The 17976-nt window shown below is 65.2% G+C and carries 14 protein-coding genes; 5 read left to right on the top strand and 9 right to left on the bottom strand.

The features are described 5' to 3' along the window. Window positions 1–80: 80 nt before the first annotated feature. Complete coding sequence (locus ACSQ12_RS16470; RefSeq protein ID WP_436066102.1) at window positions 81–1946, bottom strand: O-antigen ligase family protein; 1866 nt, start codon at window positions 1944–1946, stop codon at window positions 81–83. Between ACSQ12_RS16470 and ACSQ12_RS16465 the strand changes: the two genes are divergently transcribed. Continuing rightward, window positions 1945–2235 carry a hypothetical protein gene (locus ACSQ12_RS16465; protein ID WP_436066101.1) on the top strand — a complete coding sequence of 97 codons (291 nt, stop codon included), beginning with the start codon at window positions 1945–1947 and terminating at the stop codon, window positions 2233–2235. The two genes, ACSQ12_RS16470 and ACSQ12_RS16465, sit on opposite strands and share 2 nt — an antisense overlap. A gap of 6 nt (window positions 2236–2241) precedes the next feature. Next, window positions 2242–6783 (top strand): carboxypeptidase regulatory-like domain-containing protein, encoded by a 4542-nt coding sequence (locus ACSQ12_RS16460; protein ID WP_436066100.1) that lies wholly within the window; start codon window positions 2242–2244, stop codon window positions 6781–6783. Between the two features lie 65 nt (window positions 6784–6848). Here ACSQ12_RS16460 and ACSQ12_RS16455 read toward each other — a convergent pair whose 3' ends face one another. Next, complete coding sequence (locus tag ACSQ12_RS16455; RefSeq protein WP_436066099.1) at window positions 6849–7322, bottom strand: MarR family winged helix-turn-helix transcriptional regulator; 474 nt, start codon at window positions 7320–7322, stop codon at window positions 6849–6851. A 174-nt stretch (window positions 7323–7496) separates the two neighbouring features. On the opposite strand from ACSQ12_RS16455, the gene ACSQ12_RS16450 reads away from it, so the two are divergent. Continuing rightward, window positions 7497–7727 carry a zinc-ribbon domain-containing protein gene (locus tag ACSQ12_RS16450; RefSeq protein ID WP_436066098.1) on the top strand — a complete coding sequence of 77 codons (231 nt, stop codon included), beginning with the start codon at window positions 7497–7499 and terminating at the stop codon, window positions 7725–7727. Window positions 7728–7855: 128 nt separating this feature from the next. Here ACSQ12_RS16450 and ACSQ12_RS16445 read toward each other — a convergent pair whose 3' ends face one another. Next, complete coding sequence (locus tag ACSQ12_RS16445; protein WP_436066097.1) at window positions 7856–8113, bottom strand: hypothetical protein; 258 nt, start codon at window positions 8111–8113, stop codon at window positions 7856–7858. Between the two features lie 253 nt (window positions 8114–8366). Between ACSQ12_RS16445 and ACSQ12_RS16440 the strand changes: the two genes are divergently transcribed. Further along, the gene (locus ACSQ12_RS16440; RefSeq protein WP_436066096.1) at window positions 8367–9047 is read left to right on the top strand and encodes a TetR/AcrR family transcriptional regulator C-terminal domain-containing protein; all 681 of its coding nucleotides are present in this window, start codon (window positions 8367–8369) and stop codon (window positions 9045–9047) included. A gap of 330 nt (window positions 9048–9377) precedes the next feature. Here the strand turns inward: ACSQ12_RS16440 and ACSQ12_RS16435 are convergent, their stop codons facing one another. After that, complete coding sequence (locus tag ACSQ12_RS16435) at window positions 9378–10112, bottom strand: GAF and ANTAR domain-containing protein (protein ID WP_436066095.1); 735 nt, start codon at window positions 10110–10112, stop codon at window positions 9378–9380. A 157-nt stretch (window positions 10113–10269) separates the two neighbouring features. Between ACSQ12_RS16435 and ACSQ12_RS16430 the strand changes: the two genes are divergently transcribed. Next, window positions 10270–11631: a MinD/ParA family ATP-binding protein gene (locus ACSQ12_RS16430; RefSeq protein ID WP_436066094.1), complete on the top strand. Its 1362-nt coding sequence runs from the start codon at window positions 10270–10272 to the stop codon at window positions 11629–11631. A 10-nt stretch (window positions 11632–11641) separates the two neighbouring features. On the opposite strand, the gene ACSQ12_RS16425 is transcribed toward ACSQ12_RS16430, so the two are convergent. The 5 genes from ACSQ12_RS16425 to ACSQ12_RS16405 all read right to left on the bottom strand — a co-directional run bounded on the left by ACSQ12_RS16425 (window position 11642) and on the right by ACSQ12_RS16405 (window position 17698). Next, entirely contained in the window at window positions 11642–12379 is a 738-nt protein-coding gene (locus tag ACSQ12_RS16425) for a GAF domain-containing protein (RefSeq protein ID WP_436066093.1), read from the bottom strand. 141 nt (window positions 12380–12520) lie between these two features. Beyond that, the gene (locus ACSQ12_RS16420; RefSeq protein WP_436066092.1) at window positions 12521–13261 is read right to left on the bottom strand and encodes a GAF and ANTAR domain-containing protein; all 741 of its coding nucleotides are present in this window, start codon (window positions 13259–13261) and stop codon (window positions 12521–12523) included. A gap of 134 nt (window positions 13262–13395) precedes the next feature. Further along, on the bottom strand, window positions 13396–14997 hold the full coding sequence (locus ACSQ12_RS16415) for a carboxypeptidase regulatory-like domain-containing protein (protein WP_436066091.1): 1602 nt from the start codon (window positions 14995–14997) through the stop codon (window positions 13396–13398). Between the two features lie 89 nt (window positions 14998–15086). Then, the gene (locus ACSQ12_RS16410; protein ID WP_436066090.1) at window positions 15087–15779 is read right to left on the bottom strand and encodes a hypothetical protein; all 693 of its coding nucleotides are present in this window, start codon (window positions 15777–15779) and stop codon (window positions 15087–15089) included. 5 nt (window positions 15780–15784) lie between these two features. Continuing rightward, window positions 15785–17698 (bottom strand): chitobiase/beta-hexosaminidase C-terminal domain-containing protein, encoded by a 1914-nt coding sequence (locus ACSQ12_RS16405; RefSeq protein WP_436066089.1) that lies wholly within the window; start codon window positions 17696–17698, stop codon window positions 15785–15787. Window positions 17699–17976: the final 278 nt, after the last annotated feature.

Here is a 17976-nt window from a genome sequence, read left to right as displayed (position 1 = left end):
CACCATCAAGTCGGTTCAAAGAAATGATCAAGATTCACTAAAGCTTATTTCTGTCACTTTGGTAACTCTTGTAACAGGGTTCAGTCGGGTTGCGGGGCTGCGAGCCGGTCGGCCTGTTCCTGTGCCATGGCGGCATTACCGTCCTGGCCGACGCGCTGGTACACGCGGGCCAGCACCTGCCAGGGGACCGGCGATTCCGGCGACTGGGCCGCCGCGGTTTGCAGGTCAGCGATGCTCTGCTCCGGTTGGCCGAGCCCAAACGCCGCGATGCCGCGCTGGACATAAAGCTGGGAGGTGTACGGAGCGCGGATAATGAGTTCGTCCAAGCGTTCCTTTGCCGCCGGAACGTCCCCGCTGTTGATGTAGCCGATGGACAACGCCAGCCCGGCTTCGACTGATTCCGGCGTCCTGGCCAGCGACACCTTGGCCCACTCCACGGCCCGTTCCGCCGCTGCCGGGTCACCCTCTGCGGCCGGACCGGCAAAGGCCTGGGCCGCCAGCAGCGCCGTGTCGCTGTCCCACGGCCGCAGCGCGTGCGCCGCTTGAAAATGCCGTTGCGCCCCGGCGATGTCTCCGCTCCGGGCGGCGTCGACACCGGCCGCCATGGGCCACTCCGCCGCAGCCGCCGGTACGGCAAGTACCAGCCCCCCGACGACGGCGAGGGCGCCGGCCGCCGCTGCTGCCGTCCGGGCCGGGGGAGTAGTGGACCACTCGCGGAGCCGGGAAGTCCGGCCTTCCTTCGACGCGGCGATGGTTGTTGCGAGGAGTCCGCCGCAGATGAAGGCGGCCAGCGGCGTCGTCCCCGGGGACGTGAACCCGGTCAGCAGCCCGACGCCGTAACCCACGACGGCGGCAAGCGCACCGATCAGGGTGGTGCGGCGGGTTCCGTCCGCGGCACGGATCCGGACTACGGCCGTGCGGATGGTGGAGACGGCCAGCAGGAGGGCAAGGAGCAGGAGCGGGATGCCTCCGGCGAGTAGTGCCTGGAGCAGCCAGGAGTGCGGGGAATCCGGCGGGAAATCGCCGCCAGTCTGTACCGCCCACTGCTGCGTCTGGTAGCCGGGGAATGTATCCACGAACCCGCTGGGCCCCACACCGAACCAGGGGTGTTCCTGCGCCATTTCCGCGGTTTGCTGCCACAGGAGCCAGCGGCCGGTCACGGTGTCGCCGTAGAACAAGCGGTCCCGTGCCCCAGGGATCAGGAAGACAAGGAGTGCCAATCCTGCCAGCGAGCCTGCCGCAGCAGCTGCCCCCTTCCATGTCGGCTTGTTTGCTCGCTGCCTGCGGCCTCCCGTGAGGAAGGCGCCGAGGGCGCTGACCAGGATCACAGCCAGCAGAGCCAGCAGCGCCGCACGCGATCCGGACAGGACAGCAATCAGCAGTCCTGCGGCGCTCCCCGTCCGCAGCAGCCACGATGACCTGCCCCGCTGCAGCGACGGCAGCGCCAGGACAGCGGCGATCATCACGCCAACCAGGCCCTGATCCGACGCGTTTCCGAGCGTGGCGCCAGGCCTCAGATCAGCTGCGCCGTCCAAGGGCCGCAGTCCCGCCGACTCCTGGAGGCAGATCACGGCCAGGGGGAGTGCCACCACAGCCAGTGCGCGGTGAAAGACCTGCCACCCGGAGGTGCCGGCCGGACCGCCCAGGAGTTTCGCCCCAAGCACCAGGGCGGCAGCGTAGACCGCAAGGACCACCACCCCCTCATAACGGGGCCACCTGCCGAGGAGCGCAGCTGCCGGGCTGGGGGAGAGCAATGCGGCCAGCAACAAAACTGCCGAGCCCGTGCCCAGAAGAACCACGGTGGACCGCGGCAGGCGTCCGCCCGCTTTTCCCTTAGCCCGGCCGGCCAGAAGCCCTGCCCCCACGGCAAGAAGCACCACGATCATCTTGGCCCAGGCAAACCTGAACAGGCCGCCGGGCAGGAATGCGAGCAGGGAGCCCGCCATGACACAAACGGAAAGCGCCGGCGCCGAGGTGAACGTCCGTGAGCCGACAGGATCTTTCACAAATCTCCAAGTCAAAGAATGGGCAACGCTCATCATTATTGCGCTTTCTTGGCATCAACTTGCATCGTCTGGAAAGGAAATGAAGGGAGGTAATCCCGTTTATGACCATCTTGAGGATAAAACGACTGGAAAATTGATTTCGTACCTATATAGTGCGATCACCTGCCACCAGCAGGGTTCACTTGCGGGGGCAGTGTTCGTCGCATCATTTATTGGGGGAATCATCTAAATGCGCTTGCGCACGCACATTTTCAGGCGGATTATCGCCACGATTGCAGCGGTTCTAGCTGCAACATTGCTCATCGGAAACGTCCCGGCACTTGCCGTGGACACCAATACGGCCACCATCAGCGGCACCGTGACGGCGCCCGCCGGCGTTGAATTGACGTCGGTTTACGTGAACGCGCAGCCTTCGGACCCGCAATCCCAAACGTGGGGCTGGGCCTCGGTTGCATCAGACGGCAAATACCGGATGGAGGGCCTGGCTGCTGGGTCCTACAAGCTGGTGTTCTCCGGCAGTAACAGCGGGGCCGAAACCCAGTGGTACAACAACGCTGCGTCACAGGAAACCGCCACGGCCGTCACAGTGACCGTAGGCCAGAACTTGACCGGCATCAATGCCACCCTGGTCAAGGGCGCCAGCATTAGCGGAAAAGTCACAGTGCCAGCCGGCGTGGACATGACCAACATGCAGGTGTCCGCGTCCTCGCCCGACTCCGAGTACAGCCAAAGCTCGAGCACTTCAGTGGCCGCAGACGGCAGCTACCGGCTCGCCGGACTGCCCGCCGGTTCCTACAAACTTAAGTTTTCCGGCTACAACAGCGGTGCGATTAATCAGTGGTACAACAACGCAGGCACATTCGACGCCGCTGAAACCCTGGTTCTGGCAAAAGGCCAAGACCTCGCCGGAATCAACGCAACCCTCGTCAAGGGCTCCAGCATTAGCGGCAAAGTGACCGCGCCGGCCGGGACGAACATGACGAACATGCGCGTGTCCGCGTACACAGCGGACGCACAGTTCAATGAGTCCGGCAGCACCCAGGTGGCTGAGGACGGAACGTACCTGTTGCCCGGGTTGGCCGCAGGTTCCTACAAACTGAAGTTCGACGGGTACCAGAGCGGCGCGCTTACGCAGTGGTACAACAATGCGACATCCTTCAGTACCGCGAACGCCATCAATGTCACAGCCGGGCAGGACCTGACGGGGATCAACGCCACCGTGGTCAAGGGCGCAACCATCAGCGGCAAAGTGACCGCCTCCGCCGGCGTCAACCTGGCGTCCGTTCAGATCAGCGTGACGTCGGCAGATCCCCAGGGCGGCTTCTTCGGGTCATACTCGGGTGTGGCTGCAGACGGCACGTACAAGGTTGTCGGCCTGCCGGCCGGATCCTACAAAGTGGAGTTCGGCGGCTACAACAGCGGTGCACTGCCGCAGTGGTACAACAATGCCGACTCCCTGGCGTCCGCCAACGCTGTGACCCTAACGACGGGCCAGGACCTCACCGGAATTGACGCTGCCCTGGTCAAGGGCGCGTCCATCAGCGGCAAGATCACCGTGCCCGCAGGGATGGATCCCAGCCGCACGTTCGTGGGCCTCTACAACGCGGATTCCCAAATGGGGGGCACTGGCGCTCAGGTAGCACCCGACGGCAGTTACAAAGTGGCTGGTTTGAAAGCCGGGTCCTACAAAGTTCAGTTCTCCGCCGGAAGCACCGGCGCCTTGTCCCAGTGGTACAACAACGCAGCCACATTTGCCTCGGCGACCGCCGTCGACGTGGCAGCTGAGCAGGACGTAACTGGCATCAACGCCAGCCTGGTCAAGGGTGCCACCGTCGGCGGAACAGTCAGCGCCCCGGCCGGAGTCACGCTGACCAACGTCTTTGTCACGGCGTACACGGGCGACAACGTTGCAAACTACGTCGGAAACTCCCAGGTGGGAGCCGACGGCAAGTACCAGCTGACCGGGTTGCCCGCCGGGTCCTACAAGCTGCAGTTCTCGGGTGGCAGCAGCGGCGCCTTATCCCAGTGGTACAACAACGCTGCCACGATGGAGACCGCTTCCGCCGTTACTGTCAGCACGGGCCAGGACGTGGGCAATATCAACGCCACGCTGGTCAAGGGTGCGTCCATCCGCGGAAAGATCACCCTGCCGGCCGGCATTGATGCTGCCCAGCTCAGTGTCTCGGCCAACAACGCAGCGTCCGAGACCGAATACGTGGCGTCATCCCCTGTGGCCACTGACGGGACGTACCGCCTTCTCGGGTTGCCTGCAGGCTCCTACAAGATTCAGTTCTCCGGCTATTACAGCGGAGCGCTGACCCAGTGGTATGACAATGCGGCAACCTTCGCTGCTGCCAAAGCCGTTGCCGTGACAGCGGGCCAGGATGTCGCAGATATCAACGCCACCCTGGCCAAGGGTGCCACCATCAGCGGAAAAATCACGACGCCCGCCGGTATCAGTACCTCGAGCACCAGCGTGGTGGCCTACACCTCCGGGTCAGTCCTCACGCCCGTGGCGAACACCTGGGTGGGTTCTGACGGCTCCTACAAGCTGGTGGGGCTCGCCGCCGGATCCTACAAACTCCAGTTCACCGGCAACAACAGCGGCGCACTGACCCAGTGGTACAACAACGCGGCAACGCCGGACGCAGCCAGCCCAGTCGCTGTTACGGCAGGCCAGGACCTCACCGGCATCAACGCGTCACTGGCCAAGGGCGCCACGATCAGCGGCAAGGTCACCGTGCCTGCGGGTGTCAGCGTGAGCAACGTCAGTGTCAATGCTGACAGTGCAGACGGCAAATCCATCTACATGGCAAACTCGTATGTGGCCACGGACGGCAGCTACCGCCTCATCGGGCTCCCGGCGGGATCCTACAAAGTGAGGTTCGCAGGCAACAGCAGCGGTGCCGTGGACCAGTGGTACAACAACGCAGCCACTGCAAGTACAGCCACTGCACTGACCCTGGCGTCCGCCCAGGACCTGACCGGCATCAACGCCACGCTGGTCAAGGGCGCCACGATCAGCGGCAAGGTGGCCGGACTTTCCGTCGGCGAGCAGCACCCCGTGACCGTGCTGGACAGTGCCGGAACCCCGGTCAAGGAAGGCTACTCCGACACCACAGGCTCCTACAGCGTCACCGGCCTGGCGGCCGGAACGTACAAGGTCGCCTTCAACCGGTCCAGCGGACCATCCCTGGCCGAGGCCCAGTTCTTCCAGAACAAGGCCGAGTCCGCCGGTGTTGGCGCCGCCAGCTCCGTTGCAGTCACCACCGGGCAGAGCATCACCGGGAAGGACGGAACCCTGGTCAAGGGGGGCAGCCTCAGCGGCACCGTTACAGACAAACTGAAGGCAGCACTGCCTAACGCGATGGTCCAGGCATACACCAAGGACGGTTCGCTGGTCACCCGCATGGGGTTCACCGATGCGCAGGGCAAGTTCAGCGTCACCGGCCTGACCACCGGAAAGTACCTGCTGGTTGTCACCCCGCCGTACAGCAAGGCCGACTTGGGCAAGCTGTACTCCGGCAGCGTCACTACGGAAGCCGCGGCAGTTCAAGTGAGCGCGACGGTTGGAACTGACAAGCCGGCGGGTGAACTGACCTACGCGCCGGCCACGCCGGCGCCGGTGACTGATCCGAAGGCAACCATCACGCTGGATCCGGCCAAGCCGGCGGAGGCAGCAGTCTCGCTGAACAACTCGGCGTCGACCGTTTCTGTTGACTATCACGTGATCGTCAACGGGGACCTGACCCGTCCGAAGGTGACGGTTGCGGCGGGACAGAAGTCCGACGTCGTTCTGACCGCGCTGGCTGCCAAGAGCACCGTCCAGGTGCGGATCTACGGCGACGGCAAGGGCACGGGAACGCTGCTGGCCTCGGCAACCACACCGGATGCCCCTGTGGCGCCGGTGACTGATCCGAAGGCAACCGTCACGCTGGATCCGGCCAAGCCGGCGGAGGCAGCAGTCGCGCTGAACAACTCGGCGTCGACCGTTTCTGTTGACTATCACGTGATTGTCAACGGGGACCTGACCCGTCCGAAGGTGACGGTTGCGGCGGGACAGAAGTCCGACGTCGTACTCACCGCGCTGGCTGCCAAGAGCACCGTCCAGGTGCGCGTCTACGGCGACGGCAAGGGCACGGGAACGCTGCTGGCCTCGGCAACCACACCGGACGCCACGGTTGCTCCGGCGCCGTCATTCACTGACGTGTCGACGGGCAACCAGTTCTACAAGGAGATCACCTGGCTGGCGTCCAGCGGCATCAGCACCGGCTGGACGGCGGCGGACGGTACCAAGACCTTCGGGCCGGTGCTGCCCGTAAACAGGGATGCAATGGCAGCCTTTATGTACCGCTTCCGTGGCAAGCCGGCCTTCACCCCGCCGGCAGTGTCCCCGTTCAAGGACGTGGCCACCAGCAACCAGTTCTACAAGGAGATCACCTGGTTGGCGTCCACCGGCATCACCACCGGCTGGACGGACCCTGACGGAACGAGGACGTACGGCCCCGTCCAGGCAGTGAACCGGGACGCCATGGCAGCGTTCATGTACCGCCTGGCCGGCAAGCCCGCGTTCACGCCCCCGGCGGTGTCCCCGTTCACGGACGTGGCCACGAACAACCAGTTCTACAAGGAGATCACCTGGTTGGCGTCCACCGGCATCACCACCGGCTGGACGGCGGGGGACGGGTCCAGGACCTACGCTCCGGTCCAGGCCGTGAACCGGGACGCCATGGCGGCGTTCATGTACAGGTACAACGCGAAGTTCGGAACTAACTAGCGTCTCCAGGGGCCGGCCGTGGGTGCAGTTCAATCGCACCCGCGGCCGGTCCTTTCCGCGTGCGGCTAGGCCTCTTCGCGAGCTTCGTCGGCCCGGGCCTGGGCCTGCGGCGACTCCGTAAGGTGCGCGATGTGCTGTTCAAGGTGCCGGCGCAGGTCCACCTCGGCGTCGCGCTCGGGGCGGGGGAGGCCGCGTACCAGCTCTTCGGCAGTCCGCAGCACGGACCGCCCGCGGGGCGTCAGCCGGACGCTCCGGCTCCTGCCGTCACCCGCGCCGCGTTCCTTGGTGAGCAGGCCCAGGTCCTTCAGCCGGTCCAGGATCTTGCCCAGGCTTTGGGCTGTGATTCCGAGCTCGTCGGCCAAGCAGTTCTGGGTGGCGGGGCCCAGCTCCTCCACGCAATCAAGGGCGTCGAAGGACGATTTCGTGAGCCCCAGGCCAACAAGCCGCCGGTTGATTCTGCGCTCGTCCAGCCGCGCCGCCGTCGACAATAAGCGGTGGGTGGACCATCCTGCCGGTCTGTTCTGCTGGGCCAAAGCCATGTGCGTGTTGCCTGCCTTCCGGGAGACCGCGGCTGGGGGCACGGTGACGGTTCTGTTGGTTAAACCTCACCCCAATACTAAGCATGATTACTATTGGACCGTAAGCACCCTGATGAATCGGGTGTTTCGCCACCCCCCGCGCCATCGAAGCGGCGGGAACCCGGAAAGGCAGAGATGCTTCTACTGTTCGGCCTCAAGACCGTCCTGCGGGCACTGCCCGGCAGGCATTCAGCGTGCCGCTATTGCGGCCAGTACGTGGAGCAGCACCTCGAGGAACGGGCGTCCAAATTCACGCTCTTCTTCATCCCGATCTTCACCATGTCCCGGGCCTACCGCATCACGTGCTCCAACTGCGGCCAGCGATCCTCGCTCTCGAAGAAGGGGATGAAGGCGCTGCCGCGGTAGGGGAGCGGTGCCCGGGCGGGCGGGGCTGCGCCCGGGCGCGCAAAAGGCCGGTTCCCCGGTCAGCCCCCAAGGCTGACCGCAAACCGGCCTCTCGTCGTCGTGCTACTAGTGGCGGTACTCCGCGGTCGCTAGACCAGGGCCGGGCGGGTGGCCAGGATGTAATCCGCGGCGGCGGCCCCCGTCATGCGGAGGCGGCTGTCCGAAGACTTGATCCTGCGGGTCTTCATCTCTGTCCAGAATTCCCCGGCGGCTGCCGGGATGAACTGGTTGACCATGCACCAGCTGGTGTACAGCCCGTAGAGCTGGTCTTTCCTGAGCGATGCGTCGCCGTCCTGGTCGGGAGTGGTGGCTTCGCTGAGAAATCGGTCAATTTTTGAAACGCCCATGATTGGCTCTTTTCCGTACTGTGCGTCAAGTGCTGCCGTTCGGCTACAGCAGCTGAACCTCAGATACCTGCACAGGGCCTGAGGCGTTCCACGCCCTGGATTAGCAGCAGTGTTGAGCCGCATCCGCAGGGCCAAAAATAGTCTCCGCCGAATGCATCTACACCGTAGACTCTAGGCGTAGACTACGTGTTAAGCAAGAGTGAACATCCAAATGCGATCACCTCGCGCCATCCCGATCTAAGGACCAACCACCATGCCAGCCCCGCAGGACACCGATTCCAGAAGACGGCTAAACCGGGAGGAAGTCCTCCGCACGGCGCTCGAGCTGGTGGACTCCGAAGGGCTCGAGGCGTTGAGCATGCGGCGGCTGGGCCAGGCGCTGGACCGGGACCCGATGGGCCTGTATCGCTACGCCGCCAACCGCGCCGACCTGCTGGACGGCATTACCGAACTCGTCCTCAATGAGCTGGCGATCTTCCCGACCGACCCTGACTGGCAGGCCCAGCTGCGCCGGATCGCCCACGACCTCCGGCTCCTGGCGCTCCGGCACCCGAACGTTGTGCCGCTGCTGGTGACGCGCCCGCTCTCCACGCCGCTGGGTCTCCGGCCGCTGGGTACGCTGCGGCCATTGGAGCAGATCCTCGGACTGCTCATCGAGGCGGGCTTTGAGCCGAACGACGCCCTCCACGTTTACCGCGCGTATTACGGGTTCCTCTACGGCCACATCCTGAACGAACTTCAGGAATTCATCGTGGACCCGGAAGAAAACGTGGCACTGCTCAGGCTGGGCCTCCACCGGCTCCCGGCAAGGGACTTCCCCCACCTGCGTGAGCTCGCGCCCGTGCTGGCGGACTACGATGGCGAGGCGGAACTGGACGAGGGCATCAGCATCCTGCTCTCCGGGCTCGCCAAGAGACTGACGGGCGGGGAGTAGCGGCCGGCTTATTTGCTCAGTAATCCGGCCAGTCAATGGAGTCGGCGAAAGCATGGAGAAATGACGTAGCGGCCGCCCCGGCGGCAAACGCCAAGCTTGCGATGACAAACCCAATCGCCACTGGATGCCCGGACCTGTGAGAGTGCTGGATGCTCATGGGTTGAAGCTTATGGATTGCCGGCGGCTGAGACGGCAGTAGCCATTACCTGTTTTGGTGGCTGCGCCACTCGCGAACCCTACTTGTCCGTGGGGTTCCTCCCTGGCGACCTGCTTCGGCGCGGTCCGGCAATCAGCCGGCCGCCCGGCGTCGTACGTTAAGCCCGATAAGCCTTAGGCGTCGAAGTGGGTCCGGACGTCGCCGCCGGCGAGGTTGGCCAGCATCTCCTCAGCCACCGTGCGCAGCTTCTGGTTGCGGTTGCTGGACACCTTCGTGAGGATGGCCATCGCCTCGGCCTGGGTGCAGCGGTTCTGGCCCATGATCACACCGCACGCCAGGTCGATGGACGTGCGGCTCTCCATCGCGGCGGCCAGGTCATCCGCAAGCGACTGCGCCGTGCCCAGCTTCACCGACAGGCGCACGGCACCGCCGGCGAGATCCGCAAACTCCACCGCCTCCCGGATGACGGGAGCGGTGAAGACGCCTGATTCGAACGCGAAGAAGTTCAGCGCCGCGGCCGCGTCCTCGCCGAGTTCCAGCGGAACACCCAGGGTGGCCCGGCACCCTTCGTCCGCCAGCGCTTTCCGGTATTCCGGCCAGCGCGGATCGTTGTCGACGTCGGCCAGCAGCACCGGCTCCCTAACCCTGAGCGCCTCGATGCACGGACCGTCCCCGATGCGCTGCTCGATCTCGTCCAGGAGAACCGCCTTCGGGCTGCTCCCGGCCACGGTAAACGTCCGGCGGCGCCGCTTCAGGGTGACGCCGCACTCGATCGCGCCGGAGGTGTCGCGGCTCAGGGCACCCGCCGCCATGACGGACAGCCGCTCCAGGAACTCGGCAACATTCTGGGTGCCGACAATGAGGTCCTGAAGTTCCAGGACGCGTTCGTGCTCGGGAGAGTTGGCCATGCCTCAATGTAAAGCGCACGCCCCGCCGGAGCAACTGTGTGCGCTTTCTCTCTGGCGGCATGTGGGGGACTTTTGGCCTATTGCGCCTAGAATTGCTCTTTGACCGAAGCCGTAAAGAGCCGTTGCACGCTTTGCCGAATGTCCTGGGGGGACGAACATGCCCGAATCGGCCGATAAGAACGCACGCGCCACTGCACACAATGCAGGGCAGCCCCAGACGCGCCGCCGCCGCGACCTCCGTCGCCCGGCAGGTGCATCTCCGGACGCCCGGACAGGAACCATGCCCGCCGCTGCCACCCCGAACAACAGCCGTACCGCGCCCACCCGGCGGAGTTCCTGGGCCGAAGCGGCCGCCGTCGCCGACGCACAGGCAGAAGCGGAAGCAACTCCCGAGGCTGCCGCGACGACCCCCGCCCCGGTGCCGGCATCCGTTCCTGCCTCGGTTCCCGCGCAGCCGGCTGACCAGCCCGCCGTGCAGCCCCCGGCGCGGCCGGCCACCTCCCGCAGGGGCGCCGTCCCCGCGGAACCCAGCGCCCCGCCGTCGAACGTTTCCCGCCAGGCCGCCAAACTGGCCGCAGCGGACGCGCCCATCTCCGACTTCATCACCTCGCCGGGTTCCTTTGTCCGCGAACAGAAGCCGCGCCCTCGCGGCGGCTTCCGCGGCGCCCTCTACGCCATGACTGGCGGGGCCATCAACTTGGGCCCCGGCCCCCGACAGCGCGAAGAGGACGAGCTGGGCCGGCGCATCTCCCGCCAGCTGCAGGGCAGCTACAACACCGCAGTGCTCAGCCTCAAGGGCGGCATCGGCAAGACCTCCACCACCGTGGGCGTGGGCCTGACCCTCGCCGAATTCCGCGGCGACGCCCCCTGCGCCATCGACGCCAACCCGGACTCGGGCGACCTCGTGGAGCGCGCACTGGGCGAAGGCATCTACCAGCAGTCCAGCCCGCGCACCATCACGGACCTGCTCAAGAACATCGAATCCGTGGATTCCCTCACGGCGCTGGCCCGCTACATGCACCACGCCGGCCGCCTGCACCTGATCGCGGGGGAGCAGGACCCGGAAGTGTCCGACTCGCTCACGGCCGAGGAATACCTCCGCATCCGCAAGCTGATCTCCGGCTACTACTCCGTGGCCCTGACCGACTGCGGCACCGGCGTCACGCACAACGCCATGAGCGGGATCCTGCAGTCCGCGGACAACCTGGTGATCGCCGCCGGGTACGCGGTGAGCGGTGCCAAGCGCGCCCGCAGCACCCTGCAGTGGCTCGCCAGCCACGGCTACGAGGACCTGGCCCGCAACGCCATCGTGGTGATCACGGACAAGGACGAGGTCTCCTCCCGCGTGGACAAGGACGCCATCGAGGAACACCTCTCCGGCATCTGCCGGCAGCTGATCGCCGTTCCCCACGACCGCGGAGTGGCCGACGGCGACCTGGTCACCCTGGATGTGCTCAAGCCGGAGACCCGGCGCGCCTACAAGGAAATCGCGGCCGCGATTGTGGACGGGTACGTTTAGGCGCTGCAGGCTACTGCCAGGAAGGGCCCACCGGCCCCTGGCGTGCACAGATCCTGAGGATTTCCGCACTGACGCTGACAAGTGACTGCTTGCTGGACCTGGACAGATGCATCAGTTCCTCAAGGGCGCGCTCCGGGCTGAATCCGTGCTGCTGCATCAGGATCCCCTGCGCGCGGTGGGTGGTATCCCGGCTGTGCAGGGCCGCGGTAACCACTTCCGTGAAGCGGTGCGGGGTGTCGGAGCCCTGGATGTGGTCCAGCAGCGTGGCGGCGGGAACGGCGAATTTTTCCAGGGACCGGGCTGCGGCATCGTCGAAGGCTCCGGGCTGCGATGAGTAGACCTTCAACGACCCCAGGCATCTGCTGGCGACCACGAGGGGCGCGCTGATCACGGACCTTACGGAGAGATCCCTGGCGGCCTGTGACCAGAGCGGCCAGCGGTCATCGGCTCCGGCGTCGCTAACCAGGACGGTGCGTTGGGAATCCCAAGCCCGCAGGCAGGGTCCCTGGCCGAGTTCGTACTGCGCCGCGTCCGCCTTGACCACCACAGTGTCCGTGGACCCTGTGCTGGACAGACCGCCCGCTTCGTCCACCAGTGACACGCCGGTGCCGGAGCATCCCGGGAAAGCGTCGCGGACACCCTCGGCCAGCAGCTGCACGGCGCGCTCCACCTTCTCCCGGGACAGGAGCAGGCCCTTGATGCGGGCAAAGGTGAGGGTTATTTCATTGAGGGGGAGTTGCTGTGGCATCGGGGCCGGCCTTCTGCATCAGGACATGTAACGTCCTGGTAGGTGCCCCCTGCTGGGCCGGGACCGGTAACAGGTCCGTAACCAGCATAACCCTCCCGGGGCTGCCCTTGCTCCGGGACTGCGTCGTTGCAGAGCCTCCGATCACTTCCGGCGGGTGAGAATCTCCCCGCTGTTGGCGAGGTGTTCGGCCACGTCCCTGAGCTTCATGTTCGATTCCGAGCTCGCCTTGGTCAGCACCAGGAAGGCCTGTTGGGGCGTGATCTTGAACCTCTCCATAAGGATCCCCTTGGCCTGGCCAATCAGGTCCCGGGTGTCCAGTGCCTGGGTCAGCTGCGCGATTTCCTTGGCGTCGGAGAACGCGATGGCAGCGTGGGCAGCCACGAGCAGTGCGATCTGTTCCGATTCGTCGTCGAAGACGTTGACGTCCTGGCCGTAAAGGTTCAAGGCACCCAGTTTGTCCCCCTCCACGAAGAGCTGGATGGAGAGCATGCTGCAGGCGCCAAGGTCGTAGGCCGCCTGCGCGAAGCCGGGCCACCGTTTGTCCTTGCCCATGTCGGGAACCCGCACGACGCGTTCGTCATAGGCTGCCTCCAGGCAGGGACCCTGTCCCATCTCACTTTGCAACGCGTCTATTTTGACCGGAAGTTCACCCGAGGCAGCCCGGGACTCGATCGTGCGGCGGCCGGTCACCAGGCTGATGGAGGCCTCCGCGACGTGCGGGATCAGTTCCAGGGCGGCGTGGACAATGATCGTCAGGATCGCTTCGGTGTCCTGTTCCTGCTGCAGGTCCCGGGCAAGATCGCTGAGCCGGCCAGCCAGCCCGCCGCTGGCCTCCGGCGGCCGTTCAACAGATTCACGCGTGCTGGCGGACTTCGATGTCATGGGTCGTCCTTAACCGGGGGATTGCGACAGAGATTACGAGGCGATATCTGATCCTAAGCCCGGAAGGGGACGATGCGGGAGGGGACGGTGTGTGGGTCCGGGGCAGGTGGTCCGGGGCGGAACCGCCCCGGACGCTACACCGGGGTGAACTTTGAAGCGAAGCGGTACATGAAGGCTGCCATGGCGTCGCGGTTCACCGCCTGGTAGGGGCGGAACGTCCTGGTTCCGTCCGCTTCCTTCCAGCCCGTGGAAATGTCCTGCGCGGCCAGCCACGTGATCTCGTGGTAGTAGACGTTGTCCCTGGAGACGTCGGTGAACGGCGAGACGGCAGGCGGATCGAAGGCGGGCCTGCCGGCGAGCCGGTACATGAACGCCGCCATCGCATCACGGTTGACCGGACGGCTCGGGCCGAACGTCCTGGTGCCGTTGCCGTCAACCCAGCCCGTGGAAACGTTCCGGGCCGTGAGCCAGATGATCTCCTTGAAGTACATGTCGCTCGGAGCCAGGTCCGCGAACGGCGAGACGGGCGGCGGCCAGAAATCCGGCTTGCCGGACAGCCGGTACATAAACGCCGCCATGGCGTCGCGGTTCACCGGCCACAGCGGGCGGTACATCTTGGTGCCGTTCGGTTCAACCCAGCCGGTGCTGATGCCCTGGCCGGCCAGCCAGTTGATCTCCGCTTCGAACTGGGTGCCCGGGGGAACATCGGCGAACACCAGCGGCGACGCGGAGGCTGCGAGCTGGATGGTTTGCTGCAGCCCTCCGACCGTCTGACCGGCTTCAACCGCCAGCTCGGGCGAGTCATCGGGGCTGCCGGTCTGGCCATACCACTGCGGGTCGAGGCCGGATGCTTCAAACTGGAGCTTGTAGGTCCCCGGCTTTACATGGCCGATGTCGAAGTTTCCGCCGGCGTCCGTCCGGGCGCTGGGCACGCTCGTGGACCCGTCCTGCGGGTAGGCGCTGACGAAGATCCCGGCGGGGGAGATGCCCTCCGGAACCGTGACCGTCCCGCCGATGGCACCCGCGGCCGTGAGGACCTGATCCACGTTGTTGATGCCGCCGAGGTGCGGCACGTCCAGGACCGTGGCGGCTGCCTCCGTGGCGCCGCCGTAGTAGCTGCTGACAATTCCGCCGCCGGCCCGGTCCTGCGAGGAGAAGGACAGCTGGTACCGGCCGGGCGGAAGACCTTTCACCGCGTAGCTGCCGTCAGCCCGCGCATAGACCGTGGCGGAATGCAGGTAGCTGGCATTGCCGGTTTCGCTGGCAACGATCCTGACCTTGGCAGCGTCCACCCCGGACGGCACGGTGAGCCGGCCGCTGATGAAGGCTCCGCCGTCGAGCGTTCCCGAAATGCCGGCGAGGCTCTGGCCTGCGGCAAGCGTGACGCCGGTGGCCTGGCTGAAGCGGGCACCGCCCTTGTACCACTGCGGTGCAGGGCGGACGCTGTCCGGGCTGGGCCAGGACTGGTAATCAAAGCGGACGGTGTAGGACCCGGCAGCCAATTCATCAAAGCGGTAGGAACCGTCCGCGGAAACACCGATCTGGCGGGAGTAATTCGTGCCCGAAATTGCCACGAACGCATTCTTCACATCCGCGCCCGCAGGCACTGATACCGTGCCGCTAATGGTGGCTCCGGCTGCCGCTGTGGCCGCCGGCGCCGCCGTCATAAACAGCAGCGACAGAACCGCCGCAAGGATTACCGGACCCAGTGTTTTGGGCCGCGTCAGCAAGGTCAATTGTTCCCCCAGATAATGAATTCAAACGGCACCGGAAAAGTGCAAGTGAGCGAAGTCTATTCCGGCCGGATAAACAAGTCGAACAACGGTTAGCCCCGTTTGCCTTTGGGCGGTTGGCCCGGGGGCAGTGCGCCGGTGGCCTTCCGGGCAAGTTCGACGGCGGTGGCGGACATTTCGTCCGACAGTTTCACGACGTCGTACAACCCCATGAGCGTGCGGTCCACGCTGTAGGCGGAGACGCGGGACCCGCCGGCGGCCCCTTCGACGAAAAACTGCAGCGCCGGCCGGCGCTTCATGTCCCGGGCGGCGTCCCGGTGCCACCACTCGGCGGCCTGCCACTCCTTGCCCAGCTGGATCCACAGGCTGCGGTCCATCACCTCGGTGAGCACTCCGGGCTGCCCGAATATGCCCTGCAGGGCTTCGAGCGCCTGCTCCGGTGGCAGCGGTGAGTCCCATTCCTCCCTGTTGGAAAACCGGCCCGGAGCATCCTGGCGCATGATCTCCGCCGGCATGGGCGGTGGTTTGGCGAGCCGGGATCCATGCGTGAACAGGATCCAGAGCACGGCGGCGCCGGCGTACAGGAACAGGTTGGGAATCAGCCCCAGGTAGGGCACGCCGTCCAGCAGGAACTCCAGCAGCAGCCAGCCGGCCACAAGGGTGGCACCGGCCCAGAACTTGCGGCGCGTGGTGTTGAAATACAGGAGCACCCGCTGGCGGGGCGACAGCGGCGCCCGGTCATCCGGGGGACCCAGCTGGCCGGACGCCGCTGCTTCGTCATCCACGGAGGCTACTTAGTGCCGAAGGCGCTGTGGAGCCGGTACATAAAAGCAGCCATGGCGTCGCGGTTGACCGGGTTCAGCGGGCGGTAGGTCCGCGTCCAGTTCGGTTCCGGGTATCCGGTGGATATGCCCTTGTCAGCGAGCCAGCTGATCTCCTTGTAGAACGGTGAGCCGCCCACATCCGTGAATTGCGAAAGGGGTGACGCGCCAAAATCGGGGCTGCCAGCGAACCTGTACATGAAGGCTGCCATCGCATCCCGGTTGACGGGCTGCAGGGGACGGTAGCTCCGGCGTCCGTTGCCTTCATCCCAACCAGAGGAGATTCCCGTTGAGGCCAGCCAGGTAATTTCCTTGTAGAACTGGTTTCCGGGTGCGATGTCAATAAACGGGGATGCGGCCGGAGGGATAAACGGCGGGTACCCGGCCAGCCGGTACATGAACGCCGCCATCGCGTCCCGGTTCACGGGCTGCACGGGCCGGTACGTGCGGGAGCCCCGTTCATCCCAGCCCGTTGAAATGCCTTCCTTAGCGAGCCAGCTGATCTCCGCGAAGAACTGGGTTCCCGGCCCGATGTCGTCAAACACCGGTGTTTGTACTACGTAGCTTCGGCTCACCGGAAGGGACGAGTTGCCGCTGATGTCAACGGCAATGAACCGGTAGGCCGCGCTTGCTTCCAATTTGAGCGGCGACGAATACTCGGAGGAGGCGGTTGTCGGAATGCTTCCATCGGTGGTGTAGTACACGGCTGCCACCTCGTCGGTCGAAATCTCCAGTCGCTGCCCCGTCAGGTAGGTCCCGTTTTGGAGGGATATGGACATTGAGGGGGCGGCGGAGTCCACGACCGGAGCGGGCTTGACCGTGTAAACCTGCGTGGCGGCCGCCGAGACATTTCCGGCGAGATCGATTCCCATGAAACGCAGCTGGGTCGTCTGAGCCAGGGAGAAGGGGCCGGTGTAACGGCTGCTGCTTTGCGTCGGCGTCGAACCGTCTGTTGTGTAGAAGATGTCAGCCGTCTCATCTGCCGCGAGGGAAAGTGCCTGGCCGTAGAGGTACGTTCCCTGGGCCAGGGAGGGAGCCACCACCGGTGCTGTGGTGTCCGGCGGCAGGGTGAACGACGGCGGGGGACCCGCCACCACGACGTCGGACTCGGCGCTGGACTTTGTCACCGTGGCCCATTCCGGGCGCCAGCCTGTCCGGGTCACGGTCATTCTGTGGCCGATGTCCGCCGTCGTCAGGACGTACTCTTCGCCAGTGGCTCCGTCCACAGGTGCCCCGTCGCGCTTCCACTGGTGGGAATACGACAGCTCGGTGTATCGCCAAGTATTGGTCGCGTACAGCCGCGTGCCGACGCTTGTGACGGAGTTTCCGACGACGATTTCCGGCGCCGGCGGATCGATGTATGACTCAGCGGGAGCAATAGCCGCTGTGGGTGCGCTGGCCCGCGTCAGACTGGCGAAGGCATCCTTTGATCCGGTTACGGTCACCGTTATGGCTTTGCCCTGGTCCAACTCGGTCAGCGTGTAGGAGTGTTCGGTCGCTCCGGGAATGGCCCTCCCGTTCCGCTTCCACTGGACGTGCAGTGTGACGGGGTCCGGAACCCAGTTGCAGGGCTGGACCGTAAGTGTCCTTCCCACGGCGGGACGGCCCGCAATTAGCGGTGACGGGGCGAACAGCCAGTTCTGGAACCGCTCCGGTTGAGGACCGTAGTGCACCACGTTGTCCGGGCCGATCCAGGCGCCTCCGGGACACTCCCCGACACCTTCGTCGCCGCGGTCGAAACAGGTGTATGCCCCATTGGGCACGAGGATGCACGCTTCTGAAGCCTGCGCCGGAACTGCCGGACCGGCCAGGGCTGACGACCCCGCCATAAGGGCTGCCACAACCAGATAGCCGGTGCGGGCAGTGCGTTTTGTTAAAGCCATCAGACAATATCTCCAGTCCCATTGCGCGAAATGGGGCACGCCCAAAGCAGGCGAGCTGTTCCCCCAAAACAGACACCCGCCTTTACGCGTAAAGGGGTCTATTTGTCTCTTTGAGCTGAAGGTAGCACAGGCCCAAGCCCGTTGGGACGATGGTCGCCGCCCGCAATAAATACCGCGACTTATGGATCACGCTGGGTAATCAGTAGTGGGGGCTATAGCCTGAGCCAAGGCTCTCCAACCGCGAAGACTGGTGTCGCATCGTTTGCGCCGCGGGAACG

This window comes from Arthrobacter sp. LjRoot14 (assembly GCF_964253905.1).
Taxonomy (GTDB): domain Bacteria; phylum Actinomycetota; class Actinomycetes; order Actinomycetales; family Micrococcaceae; genus Arthrobacter.
Note: the sequence above shows the minus strand (reverse complement) of the source record. Positions and strands in the feature narration are given on the sequence as shown.